Here is a 24,200-nt window from a genome sequence, read left to right on the forward strand (position 1 = left end):
CTCTGAAGAACCGGAACACATCTGAACAAAGTTGGGGCTGCTGGTTTCGAAAGGCTCTAATGTCCCATGGATGCCTTTTTGCCGAGTGTTACGTTGCGCAGGGTAAGGGCCAGCGGAATTGCGGCCAGGGAAATCAGCGTCAAAACCCAGAACGCATCGATGTAAGCCAGGAACGAAGCCTGGCTTTGCACCTGCTCGTTGATCCAGGCAAGCGCCTGCTGATTTGCCGCCACCAGGGAACTACCCTGACCGGTGAAGTAATTCGTCACCTGATTGAGCGTATCCTGATAGGCCCCGTTCGAAGGTATGACATGCTCGACCATACGGCTCTGGTGAAACTGCTCCCGATGGGTAATGATGTTCGATATCAGCGACACGCCAATCGATCCGCCGGTGTTGCGCGCGGCATTCAGCAGCGCCGATGCCTGGTCCGTCTTGCTGGAGGGAATGCCGTCATAAGAGGCCGTGGTAATCGGCAGGAATATGAAGGGCAGGCCAATTCCTTGCAACATGCGCGCCTCGGCAAGATACCAGAAGCCGATGCCACTGTAGGCGCTGGTCACCTGATACATGGAAAAGGCAACAAAGCCGGCACCCACCGCTATCAGATATTTCGGCTGCACTTTTGACGACAGAACGCCGACGACGAACATCATGATCATCGTCACAAGGCCGCCGGGAGACAGCATCAAGCCAGCCCAAGTTGCCGTATAGCCGAGATTTGCTTGAACCAACTGCGGCAGATATTGAGTTGTCGCCAGAAGCAGCGCGCCCGTCGCCATCATCACCAGGAAGCAGGTGCCGAACTGCCGGCTAACGAGCATCCTGATATCAACGGCTGGATTCTTGTGCTTCAGTTCCCAGGGGACCATTAAAACAAAGGCCAAAGCGCAGATCGCGGCGGCCATGATGATGAAGTTCGATCCAAACCAATCGTCTTCAAGGCCACGATCAAGCATCAGCTCCAGCGCTCCGAGAAAGGTCGCAACAAGGCCGAAGCCGATCCAGTCGAAGCCAATCTTTTCCTTCCGCAGCCGCACGCGCTCCTCGGCGCTGCCTTCGGGCTCCTTGATCAGCATGGCAACGGCTGCAAGCGTCAGAATGCCGACCGGCCCGTTGATCAGGAAGCACCAGTGCCAGGAAAAATTATCGGAAAGCCAGCCGCCCAGGGTCGGTCCGACCACAGGAGCAACAACAACCGCCACCCCGAAAAGGGCAAAGCCTTGCCCGCGTTTTTCGGGCGGAAAGCTGTCGGCTAGAATGGACTGCGCGACAGGCACCATCCCGCCGCCGCCGATGCCTTGCAATATCCGGGCTAAGAGCAGGAATTGCAGGTTGGGTGCAAAGCCACACATGACCGAACTGATTGTAAACAACGCCAGGCAGCCAAGGAAAAAGGTCTTACGTCCCAGAATGCGCACGAGATAGCTCGTCGCCGTCACGATCACCGCATTGGAGACGAGATAGGTGGTGACAACCCAGGATGCCTCGTCCTGACTGACGCCGAGGCCACCGGAAATGTAATTCAGTGCGACATTGGCGATCGTCGTATCAAGCACTTCCATGAAGCTGGCGAGTGCTACGACAATGGCGATGATCCAAGGGGTTGCCGATGGTTTGGCAACAGCGTTCGTGCTCACAGCAGGCTCCTCAAGCTTTCCCACAGGGATAGGCTTGCATCGGTCCGCACGGTTGGTACGACCGACATGCCCGGTCCCAGCGCCACATCGCTGGGCACATCGTCAAGCACGATTTTCACCGGCACTCGCTGTACGATTTTTACATAGTTGCCAGTGGCATTTTCCGCCGGGAGCAGCGAAAAAGCGGTCCCCGATCCCGGCTGTACGCTTGCGATATGGCCATCGAGTAAGCGTCCCCCATAGGCGTCGATGGTCAGCTTGACAGGCTGGCCCGGACGCATATGGTCGAGCTGCGTTTCTTTGAAATTGGCCGTCACCCAAAGCTTGTCCGGCACGAACATGGCGAGATTCGACCCCGTCTGGACATATTGGCCATCGCCAGCCGAAAGCTGCACGACCCGTCCGGGCTGCGCCGCCGTTATGGTCGTATAGGAGAGATTTAGCTTTGCCTGGTCGAGCTGTGCTTGATCCTGTTTTTGGGTGGCCTGGGCGCTGGCGATCTGAGAATCATAGGCAGCAAGCTGGCGCTGCGCGGCGGTCAAAGAGGCTTCGTCCGTATTCAGGGCAGCCTCTTGCTGATGCAATTGCGACTGATATTGCTGTGCTTCCTGAATGGTGCCGGAACCGCTCTTCATCAGCGTTTCGTAGCGGTCATATTGCTGCTGGGCAAAGACGAGGTTGGCCTTGGCCTGCTCAATCTGAGCCTTGGCCTGTTCCACATTCGCCTCCTGGACCTGCTTCTGCGCTTCGGTATTCTGGATATTGGCCTCTGCGGCGGCAACCTGCGCCTGCGCCTGTTCCAGAGATGTCTGGTAATCGCGGTCATCGATCCGGGCGATCACTTCGCCTGCCGTCACATGCTGGTTATCGGTAACCGCAACGGAAGAAATGTAACCGGCAACTCTGGAGGTGACGGCATATTGACGGGCGGCGATAAAGGCATCGTCCGTGCTTTCGTAGTGCGAGCCATTATCCCAATAGACATAGGTTGCAGCCGCCGCCACAGCCAGCGCGGTCCCGCCGATCAAGAGCATCGTCGTGCGTCGCGAGCGCCCACTTTTGGCTTTCTCCTCATCGGAATTGTCCGGAGGCTGTCGTTCATCCTCACGTATGCGGGCTTGGTCGCTAGTGTGCGGCGCTTCCGCCTGCTCCTGTTTTGCCGTGATGTTATCCTGCTCATTGTCTGCCGCCGCGCTACCTTTTTTAGGCTCCAGCACGATCAGCTTTCCAAAGGTCTCATCCTGAGGCGCGCTCATGTTCTACCTCTCTGCTCGATGCATTAATTTGAAACGAAACGTTTCATTTAAATATTGACTTAGAACTGATCGGGATGTTAGTCAAGAGGCGGAGAGGGCAGGGACCCCGATCCATGCCAATCAAAAATCGGTGAGGCCCGTTTTGGCGAGAGAAACGACAAAACTAAAAAATATAGAGCCGAAGGCAGGCATGCCCCGGCGCGGGCGGCCGCCGCGAGAAATGGCTGGAGAAGTCGAAGACAGGATCTTGCAGGCCGCTCTTCAGGTTTTCGTCGCCCGCGGTTACGAAGGGGCCAGCATTGACGAAATCGCCGAGGTGGCCAGGGCCGGGAAGCCGAGCATCTATACGCGTTTCACCAACAAGGAAACCTTGTTCAGAGAGGTGGTTTTGCGCTGGGTGCAGAAGTCCGGCGAGATGGCTGCCTCTGCCACTTCGGGCAATATTCAGGAACGTTTCCAGACTGCGGGTGTCCTGATCGTGCAGCGCGCTATCAAGGACGAGACCGTAGGGCTCATGCGTAGCGTGATGGGAGAGGCAACGCGCCATCCGGAGCTGGCTACCACCATCCACTATGCCATCCGTGCGCATGGGACGGCCACGGTGATGAAGCTCGTCGCAGAACTGGCGGAGGCCGAGGAAATCAGATCTCTCCCGGCCTTTGCACCAGACAATCTTCCGGCGACGACCCGCCGCTTCATCGACTTGGTCTTGCTGCCGATGATGATGTCCTCGCTGTTTCATGCCGACCTGACGCCGGTCAAGACGGAGATGGAAAATCATGCGCGCGAAGCGGCATCATTTTTCCTGCGCGGTTGCGGCTACTGTCCGACCGGCGCCTGAGGTGAAGGCGGACCGACCGGCACGATAGCGCCGCGCCAGAGAATCCTCTTAGCGACAAATGATGTATCCGTTAGCCGATAAGGCGCGGTCTGGTGTCCGGGCGGCACCGTAAAGTTAACGGACACGGGTCAAGAATGTCTGGTGTGGCTTTCGCTTATGCGGTTTGCAGGCGTGCGATTTCGTGCCACATCTGCATGGCTTCGGTTCTCAATTAGCGGTGATGATCTGATGAGATCTCGTGGCGTGGAATGTGAAAAAGGTTGGCGACAGGGTAATGAATTGAAACGAAACGCTGGAGATGTCGGGCTGAGTTGAAGCCCTTCATGATCCGCTCTCGCCGCCGGGTCGGTTGATGGGAATTCTCCGCCCGGTTGTTCAGGCCTTTGTGCGAGCGATGCTCGACGCCGGGCATGATATCGCGCTTTGCCGCCCTATAGGATCGCAGCTTGTCGGTGATCATGACGCGCGGAGAGTGCCCCTTTCCTTTCATAAGCTTTGGCATAAGACGTTTGGCGGCCTTGGTATTTCGGCGGCTCTGCACCAGCACGTCAAGAACAAAACCGTCCTGATCGACGGCGCGCCAAAGCCAGTGTTTCTTGCCGCCAATGGAGATGACAACCTCATCGAGGTACCATTTATCGCCGAGCCTGCCTGCGGATCGCCTCCGGATATCATTGGCGAAATGTCTGCTGAACTTCTCCGCCCACAGCCTCACGGTCTGGTGAGAGACGTTGATGCCACGCGCTGCCAGCAAATCCTCGACCATGCGTGAGCGGGAAACGGAAATACAGCCACACGGCGTGGGCAATCACGTCTGCAGGAAATCGATGGCGGCGATAAAGGCGATCACGAGTGACTTGGGTCATGCTGAAAGGTCGCACAGGTCGATCGCCGACAGGGTTAACTTTACGGTGCCGTTCGCTAAATTGAATTTGGGGCGCCACCGCCGAATGGTACAAGGGCAAAATCCTGCAAAATCTCAACAGACAGAAACTAAGGTTGTTGGCCGCTGCCGAGACTAATAACTCCACCTCTTTATGTCCGGACCGCTTCAACTGCTGCGACCAACCCGTCGTAGCCGAGCAGGCGGGATCGAAGCCGAAATCACGCCTCCGCGTCCAAGAGACTTAGCCTGATAAAGGGCGGCATCGGCATATCGTAAGGCCGCGTCACAGTCTGCTCCCGCAGAATTAACCTCGCTCAACCCAAACGACGCCCCGACGGTTGCTTCGCAGTTGAGCAGCTGCATTGGACTTGCCAGGGATTGCGACAATTTTTGGCAAGCCACTTCGGCGTCCAGGACCGAGATGCCCGGCATGAATATGGCGAATTCATCACCACCCAGCCGGAAGAGCCGGTCGATCGGACGAGTCCCCGAACGTAGGCGATCCGCGACAGTTTTAAGCACCTCGTCGCCTGCGGCGTGGCCATGCACATCGTTGACGGCTTTGAAGCCGTCGAGGTCTAGGCAAGCAACGACGAATGGCCCCTCTCGAGAGAGCGCCGCGAAGTTATCTTGAAGTGCCGAGCGGTTGAAAAGACCGGTCAGGAAATCATGTGTCGCTGCGTGGCGCATCTGCTGTTCTTGTCCGACAAGATTGCTAGCCGCCGTCTGAGATATGCGAACGAAAGCCGCAGCACCCACCATAAGAACGCCGACAACCGCGATTATGAGCGGAAGCGACTGATGAACGAGGTCTGCAGCGGGCGTCGGCGGCCGCCATGACAACACTTCGACTTCGCCCTCGGGGCTGACGGCGATCTCAGCGCGAGCCCTGTCGGCGGTGACCGCGGCAAGTGGCGTGATCCTTGGGTCGTCCAAGAGGAAGCGCTTGCCGAAGAATTCCTGAAGCGTGCCCCCGATCGGCATCGCCGTGACCAGGATCGGAGCGCGCGAGGCCAGTGGCCGTGCCGTTCCAAAGTCCGGTTGGAAAAGGCTTGCCGTCAGAAGGACAGCCTCATCACCGATTGCCTCTATATGGCTGATTGCAATGGGCGCTGGGATACCGGCCTTTTCTGGACGATGTTGCTCCTGCTCGCGGACTTGTGCCACCAACTTACCCGCATCTCGGACGAATGCATCGGTTCCCCTGGCGAAGAAAGGAAGATCCTTTACGGTATCGTCCGTGCGCGTATAGATGACCGCATTGTCTCGATCGAGAACCATCATTGAGCGCGTGCGGGAAGTGCCTATCAGCGATGCGCCGATGTTGCGGTCTGCCCAATCGCGATCGAAGCTATTGTCTAACTTGGCAATGGCTTCGTCCCATATGGTCCAGGCGGTCAGCGAGAACTCTACGTCGCCGATCCACATTGCAACATTTCGCTCGACCAAGGTCTCCTGTTGACTGCGAGCATTGGCGTCAACGGTCTCCACGCCGTAGTAGGGGATCGCTGCAAGCCCGGTGATAAGCAGCGCCAGTCCCGCAAGGACCGGCGCGACGAGCTTCAGCTGGATAAATCGCGCCGCCAAGCGGTGGTTTCCTTCGGATCTCGGAGCTAAACTTGAGACAGCGATATAAAGGAATGATTACGATCGGATTATCGATTCCGACGTGATCACAGTGAACTTGCGGGAAGTGACTTGCGTAAGCATATTATAGTTTACCATTCGCTATCCTGATTGCTCAGAACGCTCAGTCAATTTGAGGACTGGGTGCTCCAGTATCTCAAAAATCTAGCTGTAGGCGGCGTGTAATTGAATTGTGCACGCCTTTCAGGGAATAGTTTCGTTCCATTGATATCAGTGCACAGCGAAGTTCGCTCTACCAAAGAGTTAGCTCATCTGCGTAGGGTGCCGTTGATTCAACTCCTTCAAGAGCGGAATACTTCCACCGGCATCGTAAACTTAACACGACGAAGACAAGATCTTGGATTGGCGCTTTGCCTCAGACTGCATGAAGGCACGCGATTTGACACCACGCTTTCATGGCTGCGGCCCGCAGTTCGCGATGGTGGACGGATGGAATGTCGTTGCGGGGAATATGAAAGAGGTTGGCGATCGGGTCATGTATGGAAACGAAGCGTTGAAGATGGCTTGCTGACTTGAAGCGCTTCATGATCCTTTCCCGTCGTCGGATCGGCTGATGGGAGTTTTCTGCCCGATTGTTCAAGCCTTTGTGCGAGCGATGTTCGACGCCGGGCATGACCCGGCGCTTCGCCGCACCGTAGGACCGGAGTTTGTCGGTGATTATCACACGTGGCGGGCGGCCTTGCCCTTTCAGAAGCTTTCGCATCAAACGCTTTGCAGCCTTGGTATTTCGGCGACTCTGCACCAGAACGTCGAGCACAAAACCGTTCTGGTCGACGGCGCGCCAGAGCCATAGTTTCTGGCCGGCGATAGTGATGACGACCTCATCGAGGTGCTATTTGTCGCCGAGCCTGCCGGCTGATGGCTTCCGAATATGATTGGCGAAATGCCTGCCGAATTTCTCAGCCCAAAGCCTCACGGTCTGGTGAGAGACGATGACCCCACAGGCCGCCAGCATATCCTCGACCATGCGCAGACTGAGCGGGAAGCGGAAATAGAGCCAGACCGCATGGGCAATCACCTCTGCAGGAAATCGATGGCGACGGTAGAGCGGATCACGGGGAAATCTGGTCATGCCACCAGATCCCACATTCTGACCAATGTTCGATTAACTTTACGGTGCCCTCCGGTGCCCGTGCCGCTCCCTTGGTAAAAGGCATCACTTCATGACAAGCGATCCCCATCGCCGTTATAGGGCCATTTCCAATTGCTGATTTCCGGCATGTCCTCACCGTATTGGCGAATGTAGCGACCATGTTCTTCGAGCTTGTCGCGGAAAAGCTTGATCACATCCTGTGCTTTTTCCTTGAGACCCGGCACGCGCTCGATCGCTTCGATGGCCAGATGATAGCGATCCAGCTCGTTGAGAACGGTCATGTCAAAGGGGGTCGTCGTCGTGCCTTCCTCGATGAAACCGCGGACATGGAAGTTGCGGTGGTTGGTGCGCCGGTAGGTCAGGCGATGGATCAGGTAGGGATAGCCGTGATAGGCGAAGATGACCGGCCTGTCCGGTGTGAACAAGCCGTCGAAGACCTCATCGGCGAGACCATGCGGATGCTGCTGCTTCGATTGCAGCGCCATCAGGTCGACTACGTTGACAACGCGGATCGACAGCGCGGGAATATTCTGGCGGAGAAGATCGACGGCAGCGAGCGTCTCCATGGTAGGGACATCGCCCGCGCAGGCCATGACGACATCCGGTTCGACCGCGCTCTGTTCGTTGCAGGCCCAATCCCAAATGCCGATGCCGGCTTCGCAATGCTTGACCGCTTCATCCATCGACAGCCATTGCAGCTCTGGTTGTTTGCCGGCGACGATGACATTGATGCGGTCGTATGTTTTCAGGCAATGGTCGCCGGTCCATAGCAGCGTATTGGCATCCGGCGGCAGGTAGATGCGCACTGTGTCGGCTCTCTTGTTGGCAACAACATCGATGAACCCAGGATCCTGATGGCTGAAGCCATTATGGTCCTGTCGCCAGACATGCGAGGTCAAAAGGTAGTTCAGCGAGGAAACCGGCTTTCGCCATGGCAGTTCGCGCGACACTTTCAGCCATTTGGCGTGCTGGTTGAACATCGAATCAACGATGTGAATGAAGGCTTCATAGCAGGAGAACAGACCGTGGCGACCAGTCAGCAGATAGCCTTCGAGCCATCCCTGGCATAGATGTTCGCTGAGTACTTCCATGACCCGGCCGTCTCGGGCAAGACTGACGTCATAGGGCTTTATCTCCTCCATCCAGACACGGTTTGTCACTTCAAAGACGCTGCCGAGGCGGTTGGATTCGGTTTCGTCTGGACCAAAGATGCGGAAATTGGCGTGATCGGCATTGAGGGTGAGGATATCGCGCAGATAATGCCCGAGAATCTCTGTCGATTGAGCCATTGTTCTGCCTCGCTCCGAGACGGCAACCGCATAGTCGCGAATATCGGGTACGACGAGCTCACGGCGCAGCGAGCCGCCATTGGCATGAGGATTGGCACCCATGCGGCGTTCGCCTGCCGGTGCCAGCGCACGTAATTCCTCTTTCAAGCGCCCGTCGGTGTCGAACAGATCCTCAGGGTCGTAGCTGCGCATCCAATCTTCCAGGATCTTTCGATGGCTGGGGTTCTCGCGGCAATTGGAAACCGGCACCTGATGCGCCCGCCAGAAACCCTCGACCTTCTTGCCGTCGACTTCCTTCGGTCCTGTCCAGCCCTTCGGGCTTCTGAGCACGATCATCGGCCAGCGCGGGCAGAAATTGCCCGGAGCGCCGGTGCGCGCTTCGGCCTGGATGGCGCGGATGCGGTCGAAGACCTGTTCGAAGGTCGCAGCCATCGCCTGATGCATCTGGTGCGGATCGGAACCTTCGACGAAGAAAGGTTCGTAGCCGTAGCCGATGAAGAGATGACGCAGGTCCTCGTCTGTGTCGCGGCCAAGGATGGTCGGATTGGCGATCTTGTAGCCATTGAGATGCAGGATCGGCAGCACCGCGCCGTCGCGGGCCGGGTTGAGAAACTTGTTGGAGTGCCAGCTTGCGGCAAGCGGACCGGTTTCCGCTTCGCCATCGCCGACGACACAGGCGGCGATCAGATCGGGATTGTCGAAGACGGCGCCATAGGCATGCACCAGCGCATAGCCGAGTTCGCCGCCCTCATGGATCGATCCCGGTGTTTCAGGCGCCGCATGACTTGGAATGCCGCCGGGAAAGGAGAATTGACGGAACAGCTTGCGCATGCCGTCCGTATCCGTCGAAATATCCGGGTAGATCTCGCTGTAGGTGCCTTCGAGATAGGTGTTGGCGACCATGCCGGGGCCGCCATGGCCGGGGCCGCAAATATAGATCATATTAAGATCGCGTTTTCGGATGACCCGGTTGAGATGGGCGTAGATGAAGTTGAGCCCTGGGGTCGTGCCCCAGTGGCCGAGCAGGCGCGGCTTGATATGCTCGACCGTCAGCGGTTCGCGCAGCAGCGGATTGTCGAGCAGGTAGATCTGGCCGACCGAGAGGTAATTGGCCGCACGCCAATAGCGGTCGATGAGGTCGAGTTCGGCGGCGGCGAGCGGATGTGTAAAAGTCGCGGCTGGCTGGTTTTCCATGTGGTTGCTCCGATTCAATATGGTCGTTCGTTAGGCTATCGCGAACGGCGCGATGGGCTGTTGATCTGGATCACTTGCTTGCCAGAACCGACAGGGCTTCATTGGCGATGATCTGCTCCTCGTCCGTTGCGATGACGAAGGTCGCGACAGAGCTTGCCGAAGTGCTGATGATGGACGCGCTGGTGGTATTCGCTTCGCCGTCGAGGGCGACGCCCAACCATCGCAGGCGGTCGCAGATCGCGGCACGGATTTCCGGCTGATGCTCGCCAATCCCGGCGGTGAAAACGATGCCGTCCAGACCGCCAAGCGTTGCCGTCATGCGGCCGATTTCGCCAGCAATCCGCAAGGAAAACAGATCAATCGCTTCTCGCGCCTCAGGACGCTCGTCTTTCAGCAAATCGCGCGTATCACCGCTGATGCTCGATACGCCGAGCAGACCGGAGCGATGATAGAGCATGTCCTCTAGATTCCGCAGGGTCCTGGCCTTCGGCCCAAGAAGATGGAGCAACACGCCGGGATCGAGTGCGCCGCAACGCGTTGCCATCGGTATCCCGTCGAGCGTTGAAAACCCCATGCTGCAATCGCGGCTTTCACCGCCATCGAGGGCGCAGAGGCTGGCACCGTTGCCGAGATGGGCAACGATCACCTTGCTGGCAGCAACATCCGGAACGCGCCGGCGTAACTCCCCTGCAATGAAGGCATAGGAGAGACCATGAAAACCATAACGTTTGATCCCCTGATCGTGTAGGGCTCGCGGCAGAGCAAATCGGCGCACAAGATCACTTTGGGTTGCATGAAAGGCCGTATCGAAGGACGCGGTCTGGACGAGCGTCGGTCGCAGATGTTTGACGGCGCGGATCACACGGAGCGCCTGTGGTTGATGCAAAGGGGCAAGGGCGACCAACTTATCCAGTTCGCCGATGTTGCCTTCGTCGAGACGAACAGGTCCTGTGAACTGATCTCCACCGTGAACCACGCGATGACCCACGGCGCGCACCGCTGCCATATCGAAATGCATGCCAAGCACTTCGAATGCTTCTGCAATGACATCGCGCAGATCTTCGCCTCCTTCGGCGTGCAAGCGAAGGTCAAAGACGGCAGGTCCTTCAGTCAGATGAAAGGTGAGGGGCCTTCTGCTGAAATCCACAAGGCCCTTGCCGATACGACGCGCGCCTTGCGCATCCCACTCAAACAGACCGATCTTCAGTGATGAAGAGCCTGTATTGAATGTGAGAAGCAGGTTGGTATCCGGCATAATGTTTCCTTCGGTTCAGGAGCCGGCGTTTCCCACGAAATGCCGGAGATGATCGGCTTTGGCGGAACATCTCGACCGGCTTTGCCTGGAGTGTGTCGCCTGAGGATCAGCATCGTCTCTACGGCAGGACGGGGTCATTGGCTTTGACCCAAATCAAGCTGTTCAATGCTCGCGATTTCTCCTTGATCTTCAATCTTGACCAAGATCAACGCGGACTTCGTTCTGTTGCTTAAACTCACACCGATCCAACAAGTTCAAACAGGAGGTGTGACCATGCAAGCCAAGACCATTTTGAGTATCATCGGCGTCAATCAAAACGACGATGATCTACACTCCGCGATCGAATTGTGCCGGGAGTCGAAGGCGCATCTCTCGGTGCTGGTGACAGCACTTGCTGCTCCACCGATCGGCGGCTACGGCGAAGTGACCTCGACAGCCTGGATCGAGGAGCGCGAGCGCGAGACGGAACAGCTCAGCCTAAAGGTGGCTGCTGCCAAGACGATACTGCAATCGGACGACATTTCGTTTGATGTGGCCAGTATCTTTACGGAATACGGGTGGGCGGAAAATGAAATCGGAGAACGGGCGCGTTATGTCGATCTGACGTTGATCGGCGGCGGCCTTCTGGCCCAGGACGATATGAGGCGCGAAATTTTGAACGGCGCACTGTTTCAGTCGCCGGCCCCGATCCTCGTCGTACCCAAAGGACACGCGGCCTCACTGCGCCCAAAAACGGTGTTGATTGCCTGGGATTCGCGTAACGAAGCAAGTCAGGCCGTCCGCGCTGCGATGGAGCAGCTGACCGCAGCCGACAATGTGAGCGTTGCGATTGTCGATCCCCATGCATCGACCCACAGTAGCGGCGAAGAACCGGGCGCGGATGTCGCTGCTTTCCTGGCGCGGCATGGAGTTCGGGTATCAGTCAATGTTTTAGCTAGCGGTGGCCGAGCCGTCGCCGACGTCCTGCGACAGCATGCGACAGATATCGGCGCCGATCTAATCGTCATGGGTGCCTACGGACATTCACGCGTGCGTGAGTGGATTTTTGGAGGGGTAACGCGCTCCATGCTGGAACAGACAGCTGTTCCCCTGATGATGACACGTTGACATCCAATCGTTGTGCGGTCGCTTCGATATGGCGTGGCCGCTTGCTTTCATTCTTAGAAGGGACTTAGAAGGGGGAGAGGGATGGCTGGCATCTATGTTATTGCCGCGCTGCGGCCGGATCAGATTGTGCGGGCCTATCCTCTCATCCAGGCTGCAGTCCCAACCGTTGGTATGGTGGCGTGGCAGCGGATGGCATCAGATGCCATCCGCCGCGAGGAAATCCTCGTCGCGGTCAACCTTCGAGGCTACATTCAAGGCCTGAGCATCTATAGGCACAGCGATCATCCCGTCGTCGGTCCGTTGCTTGATGTCATCTTTCTGATCGTCACAAGTGCTGCCGATGAACGTGGCCTTGCGAGAACCCTGTTTGCCAGCATTCGTTCGCGAGCCAAGGAACTGAGGTGCGCGCAGATTCGATTCTGGAACCAGAATGCAGGGAATTGGGAGCAAATGCACGATGAGGAGCAGTTCCAGCGGCTGGATCATGGCCTGATGATGTTGTCTGGCGACAAAGATCCTTGAACCTTCCTCTACTGCATCTCAGGTCGCTTACACCTTGCCGGTGAAGACGTAGCCAACACCGCGTACCGATTTGATCAGCTGTGGATGTGTGGGATCCGTTTCGATTTTCTTGCGCAATCGCGCAATCTGGGCATCGATCGTCCGGTCGTAGACTTCCAGATTCCGGCCACGCGTCAGCTCCATCAGAAACTCACGGTTGAGCACTCGTCCAGCGTGGCGTGCAAATACAACCAGTATATCGAATTCACCGGTGGTCAATTCGATTTCGTTCCTGTCCGCCGAAAGAAGTTGGCGCTTGCTGATGTCGAGCTGCCAGCCTTCGAAACGGATGACGTCGCCCGCATCGCCCTCCGGATTTTTTATCGCCGGTTGGCGACGGCGAAGGATAGCTTTCAGGCGAGCATGCACTTCCCGAAGATGGAAGGGCTTGGCGATATAATCGTCAGCTCCGACCTCAATCCCGACGATCCTGTCGACCACATCATCGCGGCCCGTCAGCATCATGATTGGAACATCCGATTGTCCACGAATTTCGCGAGCAAGGTCCAATCCGTCGTCCCCGCCGGGGAGAACCCAGTCGAGCAAAATGATATCGAAATTCTGCTGCCTCAGGTTGGCTCGCATTTCTGAGCCGTTCGAAGCCGCGCTTACGACATATCCCTCGTCCTCGAAATACCGTGTCAGCATCTGTCGGATGCGCGCATCGTCATCTACGACCAGAACATGTTCGCGTCGCTGTTGATCCGAGGCCATTGCAAAGGTTCCAGTTGAAGGGGTTTCGACCCTGTGACAATCCGTTACAAAATTGCACCATCTCTAACACGCACGGCATTCGGCTGTCACTCGGAACACGTCAATCTACCCGGCATCAGAACAACTTTTGAGAGGGATCGTCATGTTGTCGGCAAATCACGCAGAACAGGCTCTGAATTATAGCGACGTTGTCGTTGCTTTTGATAAAGAGCCGGCGTGTCTTCAGGCGTTGTTCTGGAAACAACCAATGGAACAGCTCGATGCCGGTAGAACGTTGTTTTTTGAAGGTGACCAGGCAAAGCACCTTTTTGAGCTGGTCGAGGGTGTTTTGCGTATTTTCAAGATCATGGCGGATGGCAGACGTGTCATCACCGGCTTTCTGTATCCAGGCGATCTTGTCGGTGTGTCGCTCAGAAACCATTATCTCTATAGCGCTGAAGCCGTGACGCCAACCAGGCTGCGCCGCTTCTCCCGCAAGGCCTTCGAGGAAACAGTCAATGGCTCGCCAGAGTTGAGGCCGCAGCTTCTTGCACGTCTTTGCGACGAAATGGCGGCGGCGCAAGATCAAATGGTGCTGTTATCGTGCAAGAATGCCGAAGAGCGGCTTTGCAGCTTCTTGCTGCAACAGCTTCAGCGTAAGCGTGAGCAGGACTGCTCGAGCAACGTCGTCGATCTTCCGATGACCCGCCTCGATATCGCCGATTATCTCGGCCTTACGATCGAAACAGTCTCCAGGACCATGACGAAGCTGACAAACAAGGGTATCGTCGGTCCTGCGGGCCGCCATTCGGTCTGCATTATAAAGGTAAGTACACTTGCACATCTGGCAGGAGAGGGCGATGAATACCACGGCAGTAGTTCGTCCGTCATTTCCTTGGACAATGCGCGGCGACGCCACTAACGAATTGCAAATGGAACAACTATGAACGACCAGCCGTCACAACTTCGGGTCGCCGAAAGCAGATTGGACGAGATCACCCAGATTCTCGATAGTGCAAATATTGTGGTTCACGGGTTCGACGGCGTCATCAGCAGATGGACTACGGGATGCGAGCGGCTTTACGGGTGGACCCGACAGGAAGCAATCGGCCGAGTGGTTCATGACTTGCTGTCAACGATCTTCCCCGAACCGCTCAATACCATACGCGACAAGATCGTTCAGCAGGCTGACTGGCAGGGAGAACTCATTCATCACCACAAGGACGGCAGGCCCATTGTTGTGACCAGCCGGTGGGTTGCGGCGTCCACCGTCGATCCGGCACGGCAGGTGATTGTCCAGACAAACAACGACATAAGCGACCTCAAGCAGATTCAAGCAGATCTGGCAGAGCGGGAAGCGCACCTCCGCTCGATCCTTGCCACGGTGCCCGAATCAATGATCGTCATTGACGAAGCGGGATCGATTGCATCCTTCAGCGCCGCGGCGGAGAAACTGTTTGGGTATGCCGCCGAAGAAGTCTACGGCGAAAATGTTCGTATGCTGATGCCCTCACCGGATCGTGAGGCACATGACGGCTATCTCTCACACTATCTGAGGACCGGCGAGCGGCGCATCATTGGTTATGGTCGTGTCGTCAGCGGGCGACGCAAAGACGGTACGGTCTTTCCAATGGAACTGTCGGTCGGTGAGGCGATCACCAACGGCAAGCGCATCTTTACCGGCTTTGTACGTGATCTGACGAGCCGTCACAAGATCGAAGAAGAACTGCGGCAGTCGCAAAAGATGGAAGCCGTCGGCCAATTGACGGGCGGGCTGGCACATGACTTCAACAATCTGCTCACCGTCATCAGCGGCAACCTGGAAATGATCGAAGCAAGGCTGCAGGATACAAAGCTACTCTCGCTGGTTTCTGAAGCGCAAGCAGCAGCCGAGGATGGCGCGAAGCTCACGGCTCAACTCCTCGCCTTTGGTCGCCGCCAGCCGCTCAACCCGAAGCTTATGGATGTCGGCAAGTTCATATCCAGCTTCTCTGATCTATTGCGGCGTACGCTGGGGGAAGCGATCGAATTGCGAACCGTTGTTACCGGTTCCGTGAATGAAGCGCTTGTTGACGGCTCGCAACTGCAGAATGCTCTTCTCAATCTGGCAATCAATGCACGCGATGCGATGCCGCGCGGTGGCCTCCTGACGATCGAGATTTCACGCCTTCGGCTCGATGCCGATTATGCGCGGATGTATCCCGAAGTCCGGAGCGGCGAATATGTGCTGATCGCGGTGACCGATACCGGCGTTGGTATGTCGAGCGAGACGAAGAAGCGAGCGTTCGAGCCATTCTTTACGACAAAGGGAATGGGCGCCGGCACCGGGCTTGGCCTCAGCATGGTCTATGGTTTTGCCAAGCAATCGGGAGGACTCGTCCAACTCTATAGTGAGATCGACCAAGGGACGAGCATTCGCATCTTTCTGCCGGCGCAGAAGGCGCCAGCGGGAATCGAACCGGATCGCGTCGATGAGGACAAGAAACCCAATATTCCAAGAGGCTTCGAACGCATCCTCGTCGTCGAAGACGACGAGCGCGTTCGCCGCGTCACAGTCTCCCGGCTTCTCGATGCCGGCTACAGGGTCATCGAGGCGACCAACGGAACCGAGGCACTTGCGCTCTTTCAGGAGAACCCGGACATCGCTCTGCTCTTCACCGATGTCGTGATGCCGGGCGGCATGGCTGGTGACGAACTGGCACACAAGGTCCGAACATTGCGGCCCGAAATCAAAGTCCTGTTCACTTCAGGGTATGCCGAGCCCACGATCGCCGGTCGCGAATTAGCGGAAGCCGGCAGCTGGTTGAAAAAGCCTTATACCGCCCGCGAGCTTGCTGTCCGTCTGCGTGAACTTCTCGATTAATCTGTCTCTTTCAAAGGCGTCAAACGGCTGTGCTGTGGCGCGCCTTGTTGGTCGGCAGATAGCGATCGAAGCGGGAAGCAATCGTGCGAACAAAGGGTCTCGCTGCCGATTTCACCAGGAATAGATCGCCGTCAAAGTCGATCATGTCTTTCTCCTCGGCGGTGATCGCTGCGGCTTCGATTTGCAAATGGTCGACCTGGCTTCCGAAGGTTCGCCTCAGATCGGCGATGGAGAAGGAAAAATTGCACATTAGGCTCTCAATCAGTTTGCCTATGATCCGGTCCGAGGGCGAAAGGGCAAAGCCGCGACTGGTCGCTAGCGCGCCTGCTCTGACTCGGCGGATATAATCGCCAACAGAGACCGCATTCTGGACGTAGCCTTGCGGCAGGTTTCCGATGGAAGATGCTCCGAGCCCGATCAGCGTCTCAGCTTCGTCCGTCGTGTATCCCTGAAAGTTGCGTCGCATCTTTCCCGTAGCCGCCGCCGCCGAAAGATTGTCGTTCTCGTCGGCGAAATGATCGATACCGAGCGGGATGTAGCCGGCTTCCGCCAATTGAGCAGCACCAAAGCTTGCCATGTCGAACCGCTCGGCCAGACCAGGAAGGGTATTTTGATCGATGAGGCTCTGGTGTTTTTTCATCCAGGGAACATGCGCATAGCCGAAGAGCGCAATACGGTTCGGCCGCATCGACACGGCAAGATCGATAGTTCGACGCAGCGTCTCCGTCGTTTGAAGCGGCAGGCCGTAGAGAATATCGAGATTGATCGAGCCCACGCCCACGTCGCGCAATGCTTCCACGACCACGCGCGTCTGTTCGAAGCTTTGCAGCCGATTGATTGCCCTTTGAACGTCGGAATCGAAATCTTGAACGCCAAGGCTCGCCCGCGTCATGCCGAAACGATGCCAGGCTTCGAGTTTGTCGGGCGTCGCATTGCGCGGGTCGATCTCGACGCTGATCTCACAATCAGGATCGATGTCGAAAGCACTATCGAGTTTCCTACGAAGACTGTCGATGTCGTCAGGCTCGATCACGGTGGGCGAGCCGCCACCGAAATGGATAGCGCTCACATGCCGCCGGCCCGGAAGGGCCTTCGCTGCGAGCGCTATCTCCGCCCCTAGTGCGTCCAGATAATCGGCGATGGGATCGTAGCGCCGTACCTGCTTGGTATGGCAGCCACAAAACCAACAGAGCCGGTCGCAAAAGGGCACATGCAGGTAAAGCGAAACGGGTTTGTGCGGATCCGTTTCGCCAAGCCATCTGGCGTAGCTCACATGGTCAATGCCGTCGTGGAAATGCGGCGCCGTGGGATAACTGGTGTAGCGCGGTACGGGTTGAGCGTAACGAATAAGCGAACTGGTGCGCACGGGAAAAACGTCTTTCAATAGATCTGGGGAGTGATTGGTCGGCACGCGGCCGGGTACTGTGCCCGGCCGCGTGCGCCTTATCCGTGCTTGTTGTTCGTCGCTTGATCGTCGACGAGTTCATACCACATGGCATTGAGGACAGCGAAAGCGGCGGCCAGAGGAAAGCCGAGAAGCCAGGCGAAGTACCACATGCGGAATCTCCTTGAAGGTTAGTAGGCGTGACCGCCCTTGTCGTTGACCGTCTTCTCGTCGACCTTGCCCCACAGCACCCGATAGACCCAGGCAGTGTAGAAAAGGATGATCGGCAGGAAGATGCCCGTGACGACGAGCATGATGAACAGGGTCAGGTGACTGGACGAAGCATCCCAGACCGTCAGGCTGGAGCGCGGATCGAGCGACGACGGCAGGAGGAAGGGAAACATCGACAGACCCACCGTCGAGATGATGCCGAAGATGGCGAGCTTGCTGAACAGCAGTGGAGCAAGTTCACGCCGGGCCAGCATGGCAAGCAGGGCGGCGGCCGCGCCGACGAAACCGAGAACCGGCGCGATCATCATCCACGGATGCGTACCGTAGTTGACAAGCCACGCCCCTGGACTGTGCTCGACGGTCTTGAGCAGCGGATTGGAAGGGCCGGCCGCATCGATGGCGCTGGAAATGCGATAGCCGTCGATCCCCGCCCAGAGAAACAGGCCGCCCAGCGCAAAGAGAACGATCACGGCCACAGCCGCCAGACTGCCATAGCGGCGAGCACGCTCCGCAATGACACCGTCCGTCTTGACCTGAAGCCAGGCCGCACCATGCATGGTGAGCATGGCGACCGAGAGAAGGCCGCAGAGCAGCGCATAGGGGTTCAGAAGTGCGAAGAACGACCCTTCGTAGTAGATGCGCATGTCGTCATCGAAGCGGAAGGGCACGCCCTGCAGCACATTGCCGACCGCCACGCCGAAGATCAGCGAGGGAACGAAGCCGCCGATGAACAGCGCCCAGTCCCAACCGGCCTTCCAGCGGGCGCTTTCGCGCTTCGACCGGTATTTGAAGGCGACCGGCCGCAGGATCAACGCAAACAGGATCGCGAACATGGCAAGATAGAAGCCGGAGAAGGACACCGCATAGAGCGGCGGCCAGGCGGCGAAGATGGCGCCGCCGCCGAGGATCAGCCAGACCTGGTTGCCTTCCCAGGTCGGGCCGATCGAGTTGATGGCAATGCGCCGCTCCGTATCCGTCCTGGCGACGAAGGGAAGAAGCGTGCCGACGCCGAGGTCGAAACCGTCGGTCACGGCAAAGCCGATCAGCAAGACGCCGAGGAGCAGCCACCAGATGATGCGCAGGGTCTCGTAGTCGATTAATTCATGAAGGATCATGGCAGGTCACTCCGCAGCCGGAACGAGGTTTTCGGAAATCAACTTGGCCTCCGGCACGTCGTCCGCTTCCGGACCCTTGCGAATGCCCTTCACCATCAGGCTCATTTCGACGACGATCAGCGCAGTGTAGAGCGCCGCGAAGCCGAGGATGGTCAGAAGCACGGTGCCGGCGCCGAGATTGGAGACGGCAGCAGCCGTCGGCAGCACGCCTTCGATGATCCATGGCTGGCGGCCGAATTCGGCAACCACCCAGCCCAGTTCGATGGCGACCCAGGGCAGCGGGATGGCGAAGACGGCAATCCGCAGCAGGAGCGGATAGCGGTCGAGCTTGCGCCGGGCCGACAGCCAGAAGAACACCGTCATCAGCAGGATGAAGAACATGCCGAGACCGACCATGATGCGGAAGGACCAGAACAGCGTCGGCACATGCGGAATGGTGTCACGAGCCGCCTGTGCGATCTGCGCGTCAGTCGCCTGCCGGGGATCGTCGACATAGCGCTTGAGCAGCAGCGCATAGCCGAGCTGATGACCGATATCCGCGAAGGAGGAACGTGCCTGCTCGGCGGCCGGGTCCTGTACTGCCGTACCGGCGGCCACCGGCTTTGCCGCGCGGATCTTCATCAGCGCGTCATAGGCCTTGATGCCGTCGCGGATGCGGGTCTCCGCTTGCTTCTCGAGCGTGTCGATGCCGGAGATCTCCGTCGTCAGCGACCGCGTGCCGATCAGGCCCATGACCCAGGGAATATGCACGGCATAATGGGTCTCGCGCGCCTCCTGGTCCGGAAAACCGAAGGCGGTGAAGGCAGCCGGCGCCGGCTCGGTCGTCCACATGCCCTCGATCGCCGCGAGCTTCATCTTCTGATGTTCGGTCGTCAGATAACCGCTCTCGTCGCCAAGGACGACGACCGACAGCGCCGAGGCGAGACCGAAGGATGCCGCGACCGTCATCGAGCGCTTGGCGATCTCGATATGCCGGCCTTTCAGCATGTACCAGGCCGAGACGCCAAGCACGAAGACCGACGCACAGACGTAGCCCGCCGAAACGGTGTGGACGAATTTCGCCTGGGCGACCGGATTGAAGACGACATCGAAGAAGCTGGTGATCTCCATGCGCATGGTCTGCGGATTGAGCGCCGAACCCACAGGGTTCTGCATCCAGCCATTGGCGATCAGGATCCACAGTGCCGAGAAGTTCGAGCCGAGCGCGACAGCCCAGGTGGCCACCAGATGGCCGACCTTCGACAGCTTGTCCCAGCCGAAGAAGAACAGGCCGACAAAGGTCGCCTCCAGAAAGAAGGCCATCAGGCCCTCGATCGCCAGCGGTGCCCCGAAAATATCGCCGACATAATAGCTGTAATAGCTCCAGTTCATGCCGAACTGGAATTCCATGACGATGCCTGTGGCGACACCGAGCACGAAATTGATGCCGAAGAGCGTTCCCCAGAACTTCGTCATCTGCCGCCAGATCTGCCGGCCGGTCATGACATAGGTCGTTTCCATGATGGCAAGCAGCACGGACAAGCCGAGTGTCAGCGGCACGAACAAGAAGTGATACAGCGCCGTCATGGCAAACTGCAGACGCGATAGCGCCACGATATCAAGGTCCATAGTCTTTCTCCAACGCCTCAAAGGGTGGTTGATGCACCTTAGCCTCGAACGGCCTCGGTTATGATTGATCGATCAGACGTCTCAGTCCTGCCTCAGCCGGGCGAGCGCTGCGTCGAATTTGGGTTCTCCTCGCCGCGCGGTCGCGACGATGCGGCCGTTGTCGAGAACGACGATCCGGTCGGCGATCTCTGCTTCACGGCGAATATGGGTGGCGATTACGAGCGACCGGCCGCAACCGTGACCGGCAAGGCGCCGCATGACATCCCGTCCGGTTTCGCGGTCGAGACCTTCGGTCGGCTCATCGAGCAGCCAGAGTTTGGCGCCGCGCAGGAACAGACGGGCAAGCGCCAGGCGACGGGATTGTCCGCCGGACAGACCAAGGCCGCCTTCACCCAGGCAGGTGTCGATGCCTTTCCGCAGGGCCAGTGCATCTTCAAGGAGGCCGGCATCCGCAAGCGCGGTGTAGAGCATCTCGTCGTTTGCATCCGGAGCAGCAAGACGCAAGTTATCTCGCAGACTGTCTTGGAACAGCTCCGTGCGCTGGGTCAGCATCGCGGCCGTTACGGTTTCGACCGTGCCTCTTTCGGTGGCGAGTTCGCCGGCGAGAATGGCAAAGAGGGTTGATTTTCCGGCTCCGCTCGGGCCGATCACTGCGAGATGCTCGCCCAATGCCAGAGAAAGCGTGATATCCTCAAGCGAAGCCATCGCCGCTCCGTCATATCGGGCGGAGACACCGGAGACCCGGACGGCCAGGCCTTCTGGCGGCATCAGATGTGCAGGGGGGTGAGCAGTCTGTACCAGGCGAGGTGAAAGGCGGCGGGCGGCAAGCACGGTACGGCCGAGTTCCAGCGCCCCACGGCGCAGTGCTGCAAAGGGTTCGAGCGCCGCGAGGGCAATCAGTAGGCCGAGTGCGGCAACCGGTGCACCGATAATGCCGCGTTCGGCCAGCGAGGTGACTATCAGCAAACTGCCGGACAGCAGCGCTGCGGAGGCAAGGCCAAACCCCACTGTTACTCCGCTTTCGATCCGGTTCAGTCTGTCGTCTGCCTCGCGCAGGCGGCGATCGGCGGCAGCGATCGCTGAGCATTGGGCCTGCAATCTCCCGGCCATGACGAGTTCGGTCTGTCCGGCGACGAGATCGACAGCGCGCGAGCGCAGCGCCTCGATCGCATGTGCGCGCCGCCGCGCCGGTTTTAGTGCCAAGCGTCCCGCAATGATTGGAATGCAGAAACCGGCAGCGAGCAACCACAGGCCGGCGAGCAGACCGAACGGAACCGACAGAAGCATCAGCGCGATGCTAACCGCCAGGCCCGAGACGATAGCGACAGCGGCCGGCACCAGGACACGCAAATAGAGGGAATCGAGCGCATCGATATCCGCCGTCAACCGAAAAAGCAGCTTGGCTGGCCTGCGCATCAACATCGTTGCCGCATTGGGTTCCGCCCAACCGCGAAAAAGATTTTCGCGCAGCGCGGCAAGGACGCCGAGCGTCGCATCATGGGTGGTCAGCCGTTCGCCATAGCGCGCAGCGGTGCGAAGGATCGCCAGTAGCCTGATGCCCGCCGATGGAGCAAAGACATCGAAGGTGATGGCTGTCGCCGTCAGGCCAGCGAGCGACGCTGCCGTGATGAACCAGCCCGAGAGCCCGAGCAGTGCGATGCCGGCGAATACGGTCAGGGCTGACAAGAGTGCGCCGAGAAGCAATGCGCGCCCGCGCGCTGCCAGGAAAAGGCGAAAGACGGGATAGAGGGCGGAGAATGCCGATGTCATGCCGCTTTCTCCCGGGCCGATGCGTCAATATGGATGATCCGGTCCATCCTTGCGGCCAGAGCCGGATCATGGGTGGCAACAACAAGCGTCCGTCCATGCGCAACGGCCAACAATGCGTCGGTGACATCGCGCGCGGTTTCTGCGTCGAGATGAGCGGTCGGCTCGTCCGCGAGGATGATGTCGGCATGCGGGGTCGCGGCAGCGCGGGCAATCGCCAGCCGTACGGCCTCGCCTCCGGACAGCCCCGCCCCACCTTCGCCGATCGGCGCCCCGCCGCGCTGAATTGCGATCCGCCGGAGAGAGGCAAGATCGATTGCTTGTTGTACGTCATATGGACTGACTTCGGGGCGGCCGAGCGTGACGTTGCTGTTCATCGTGCCGGCAAAAATATGCGGCCGTTGCCCGATCCAGGCCATCCGGGCGCGCAGTGTCGCGGCGGACGTGTCATCAAGCCGCTCTGCGCCGACATGGATCGTACCGCTCTGTGGAGGGGCCAGACCCGCGATCAACGACAGCATCGTTGTCTTGCCCGCACCGCTTGCTCCCAGGAGCGCCACGTGTTCGCCAGCTGCGATTGCAAGGCTGAGATCATCAAAAACAGGCGCAAGGTCGGGACGATGCCGGAAACAAAGGCCACGGATGTTGATTGTCGGCAATGGACGATCTCGGCCGGTTTCCATCGCCTTCTCGTCGCGCCAACCCGACATAACCATACCAGTACCGGACAGTGCGTCGAGCGCCTCCAGCGCCGCTTCTCCCGCCGCCCGGTCGTGCCAGACTGCCGACAGTTCGCGCAACGGCTCGAAGAAGCTCGGAGCCAGCAAGAGAATGAATAGGCCCTGGGTCAGGCTCAACCGGCCGGACCATGTGCCGACATCGATCGCGCCGAGCAGGCTGAAGCCGACATATACGGCCACTGCGGCAACGCCCAGCGCGGCGAAAAGCTCCAGTACCGCGGAGGATAGAAAGGCAATTTTGAGCACCGCCATGGTTCTTATTCTGAGCTGTTCGGCATCGGCCCGTAGCCGCAAGGCGGTACGGTCGACTGCGCCGAGTGCGCGAATGGTGGCAAGCCCGCGCAGCCGGTCGAGCAGAAAGGCATTGAGCCCGCCGGTCTCAGTCAGTTGTTTCTCGCTCGCCGCCTTGGCGCGCCAACCGATCAGGGCCATGAACACCGGGATCAAAGGCGCCGTAAAGAGCAGAATAAATGCGGCTATCCAGGAAACCGGCGCAACGCAGATAAGAATGACAAGTGGTACCGCACTCGCCTTCAGCTTTGCGGGACGGAAGCGGGCAAGGTAGGGCACGATGGTTTCGGCCTGCTCGGCGATGAGACTGGCGGCAAATCCGGATGCGGCACGGTTACTGTCCAATGGTGAGCGGGCGGCAAGGGCTGTCGCTGCAATGTCCCGCCGAAGGGTTAGTTCGATGCGCGCTGCTTTAAAGGCCAAACGTCCGCCGAGCGCATCCAGCCCAGCGCGGAGTGCGCCAAGAAGAAAGATGAGCAGGGCGGGTATCGCCATGGCGGGTATGCTATGTCTGTCGGCGATCACACCTATCCCGCTGGCAAGCAAGGCAGCCTGGGGAATCCAGAGAAGGGCTGACAGGGTCTGCACGAGCGCAGCGAGTGACAGCTTGGCGGGAACTATCCTTCGCGATGGGACCTCCGTAGATCCCGATCGGGTCGAGACTTTGGCGACCTCGGTATCAGGCTCTTGTCCGGCTTCCGGTATTGCTCCTAGGTCGAAGAAAGCGCTGGTCATCACC

At 58.5% G+C, this 24,200-nt stretch carries 17 protein-coding genes and 2 pseudogenes; 5 read left to right on the forward strand and 14 right to left on the reverse strand.

What is annotated here, in order from left to right; genetic code table 11:
- Window positions 1-56: 56 nt before the first annotated feature.
- Window positions 57-1,640, reverse strand: coding sequence for a DHA2 family efflux MFS transporter permease subunit (locus tag FHT29_RS31650; RefSeq protein ID WP_348644913.1), 1,584 nt, complete (start codon window positions 1,638-1,640; stop codon window positions 57-59).
- The gene (locus tag FHT29_RS31655) at window positions 1,637-2,896 is read right to left on the reverse strand and encodes an HlyD family secretion protein (RefSeq protein ID WP_168600947.1); all 1,260 of its coding nucleotides are present in this window, start codon (window positions 2,894-2,896) and stop codon (window positions 1,637-1,639) included. Before FHT29_RS31655 ends, FHT29_RS31650 begins: the two co-directional genes overlap by 4 nt.
- Before the next feature lie 220 nt (window positions 2,897-3,116).
- On the opposite strand from FHT29_RS31655, the gene FHT29_RS31660 reads away from it, so the two are divergent.
- Window positions 3,117-3,737: a TetR/AcrR family transcriptional regulator gene (locus FHT29_RS31660; protein WP_168600948.1), complete on the forward strand. Its 621-nt coding sequence runs from the start codon at window positions 3,117-3,119 to the stop codon at window positions 3,735-3,737.
- A gap of 154 nt (window positions 3,738-3,891) precedes the next feature.
- On the opposite strand, the pseudogene FHT29_RS31665 reads toward FHT29_RS31660, so the two are convergent.
- The 5 genes and pseudogenes from FHT29_RS31665 to FHT29_RS31685 all read right to left on the reverse strand — a co-directional run bounded on the left by FHT29_RS31665 (window position 3,892) and on the right by FHT29_RS31685 (window position 11,101).
- A pseudogene (locus FHT29_RS31665) lies at window positions 3,892-4,603 on the reverse strand (IS6 family transposase).
- Between the two features lie 185 nt (window positions 4,604-4,788).
- On the reverse strand, window positions 4,789-6,210 hold the full coding sequence (locus FHT29_RS31670; protein ID WP_168600949.1) for a diguanylate cyclase: 1,422 nt from the start codon (window positions 6,208-6,210) through the stop codon (window positions 4,789-4,791).
- Between the two features lie 415 nt (window positions 6,211-6,625).
- Window positions 6,626-7,342 (reverse strand): annotated as a pseudogene (locus FHT29_RS31675) (IS6 family transposase).
- Window positions 7,343-7,431: 89 nt separating this feature from the next.
- Window positions 7,432-9,846, reverse strand: a complete 2,415-nt coding sequence (locus tag FHT29_RS31680) for a phosphoketolase family protein (RefSeq protein WP_168600950.1) — start codon at window positions 9,844-9,846, stop codon at window positions 7,432-7,434.
- 70 nt (window positions 9,847-9,916) lie between these two features.
- Window positions 9,917-11,101, reverse strand: a complete 1,185-nt coding sequence (locus FHT29_RS31685; protein ID WP_168600951.1) for an acetate/propionate family kinase — start codon at window positions 11,099-11,101, stop codon at window positions 9,917-9,919.
- 273 nt (window positions 11,102-11,374) lie between these two features.
- Between FHT29_RS31685 and FHT29_RS31690 the strand changes: the two genes are divergently transcribed.
- Together FHT29_RS31690 and FHT29_RS31695 are read left to right on the forward strand one after the other, a co-directional pair.
- Entirely contained in the window at window positions 11,375-12,208 is an 834-nt protein-coding gene (locus FHT29_RS31690; protein WP_112439946.1) for a universal stress protein, read from the forward strand.
- Window positions 12,209-12,289: 81 nt separating this feature from the next.
- Complete coding sequence (locus tag FHT29_RS31695; RefSeq protein WP_168600952.1) at window positions 12,290-12,730, forward strand: hypothetical protein; 441 nt, start codon at window positions 12,290-12,292, stop codon at window positions 12,728-12,730.
- 27 nt (window positions 12,731-12,757) lie between these two features.
- Here the strand turns inward: FHT29_RS31695 and FHT29_RS31700 are convergent, their stop codons facing one another.
- On the reverse strand, window positions 12,758-13,483 hold the full coding sequence (locus FHT29_RS31700) for a response regulator (protein ID WP_168600953.1): 726 nt from the start codon (window positions 13,481-13,483) through the stop codon (window positions 12,758-12,760).
- Between the two features lie 247 nt (window positions 13,484-13,730).
- On the opposite strand from FHT29_RS31700, the gene FHT29_RS31705 reads away from it, so the two are divergent.
- Together FHT29_RS31705 and FHT29_RS31710 are read left to right on the forward strand one after the other, a co-directional pair.
- Window positions 13,731-14,384, forward strand: coding sequence for a helix-turn-helix domain-containing protein (locus tag FHT29_RS31705; RefSeq protein ID WP_244655222.1), 654 nt, complete (start codon window positions 13,731-13,733; stop codon window positions 14,382-14,384).
- A gap of 21 nt (window positions 14,385-14,405) precedes the next feature.
- A complete protein-coding gene (locus FHT29_RS31710; RefSeq protein ID WP_168600954.1) occupies window positions 14,406-16,325 on the forward strand; it encodes a PAS domain-containing sensor histidine kinase in 1,920 nt (639 codons plus the stop codon).
- 19 nt (window positions 16,326-16,344) lie between these two features.
- Here the strand turns inward: FHT29_RS31710 and hemN are convergent, their stop codons facing one another.
- The 6 genes from hemN to cydD form a co-directional block, all read right to left on the reverse strand.
- On the reverse strand, window positions 16,345-17,691 hold the full coding sequence (hemN, locus tag FHT29_RS31715) for an oxygen-independent coproporphyrinogen III oxidase (protein ID WP_168600955.1): 1,347 nt from the start codon (window positions 17,689-17,691) through the stop codon (window positions 16,345-16,347).
- Between the two features lie 77 nt (window positions 17,692-17,768).
- Entirely contained in the window at window positions 17,769-17,882 is a 114-nt protein-coding gene (gene cydX, locus FHT29_RS31720) for a cytochrome bd-I oxidase subunit CydX (RefSeq protein WP_037201400.1), read from the reverse strand.
- 18 nt (window positions 17,883-17,900) lie between these two features.
- The gene (gene cydB, locus FHT29_RS31725; RefSeq protein ID WP_168600956.1) at window positions 17,901-19,055 is read right to left on the reverse strand and encodes a cytochrome d ubiquinol oxidase subunit II; all 1,155 of its coding nucleotides are present in this window, start codon (window positions 19,053-19,055) and stop codon (window positions 17,901-17,903) included.
- Between the two features lie 6 nt (window positions 19,056-19,061).
- Entirely contained in the window at window positions 19,062-20,663 is a 1,602-nt protein-coding gene (locus FHT29_RS31730; protein WP_168600957.1) for a cytochrome ubiquinol oxidase subunit I, read from the reverse strand.
- 81 nt (window positions 20,664-20,744) lie between these two features.
- Window positions 20,745-22,433, reverse strand: coding sequence for a thiol reductant ABC exporter subunit CydC (cydC, locus tag FHT29_RS31735; RefSeq protein WP_168600958.1), 1,689 nt, complete (start codon window positions 22,431-22,433; stop codon window positions 20,745-20,747).
- Window positions 22,430-24,196: a thiol reductant ABC exporter subunit CydD gene (gene cydD / locus FHT29_RS31740; protein ID WP_168600959.1), complete on the reverse strand. Its 1,767-nt coding sequence runs from the start codon at window positions 24,194-24,196 to the stop codon at window positions 22,430-22,432. Before cydD ends, cydC begins: the two co-directional genes overlap by 4 nt.
- Window positions 24,197-24,200: the final 4 nt, after the last annotated feature.

It is taken from the genome of Rhizobium sp. SG741, from assembly GCF_012275435.1.
GTDB classification, from domain to species: domain Bacteria; phylum Pseudomonadota; class Alphaproteobacteria; order Rhizobiales; family Rhizobiaceae; genus Rhizobium; species Rhizobium lusitanum.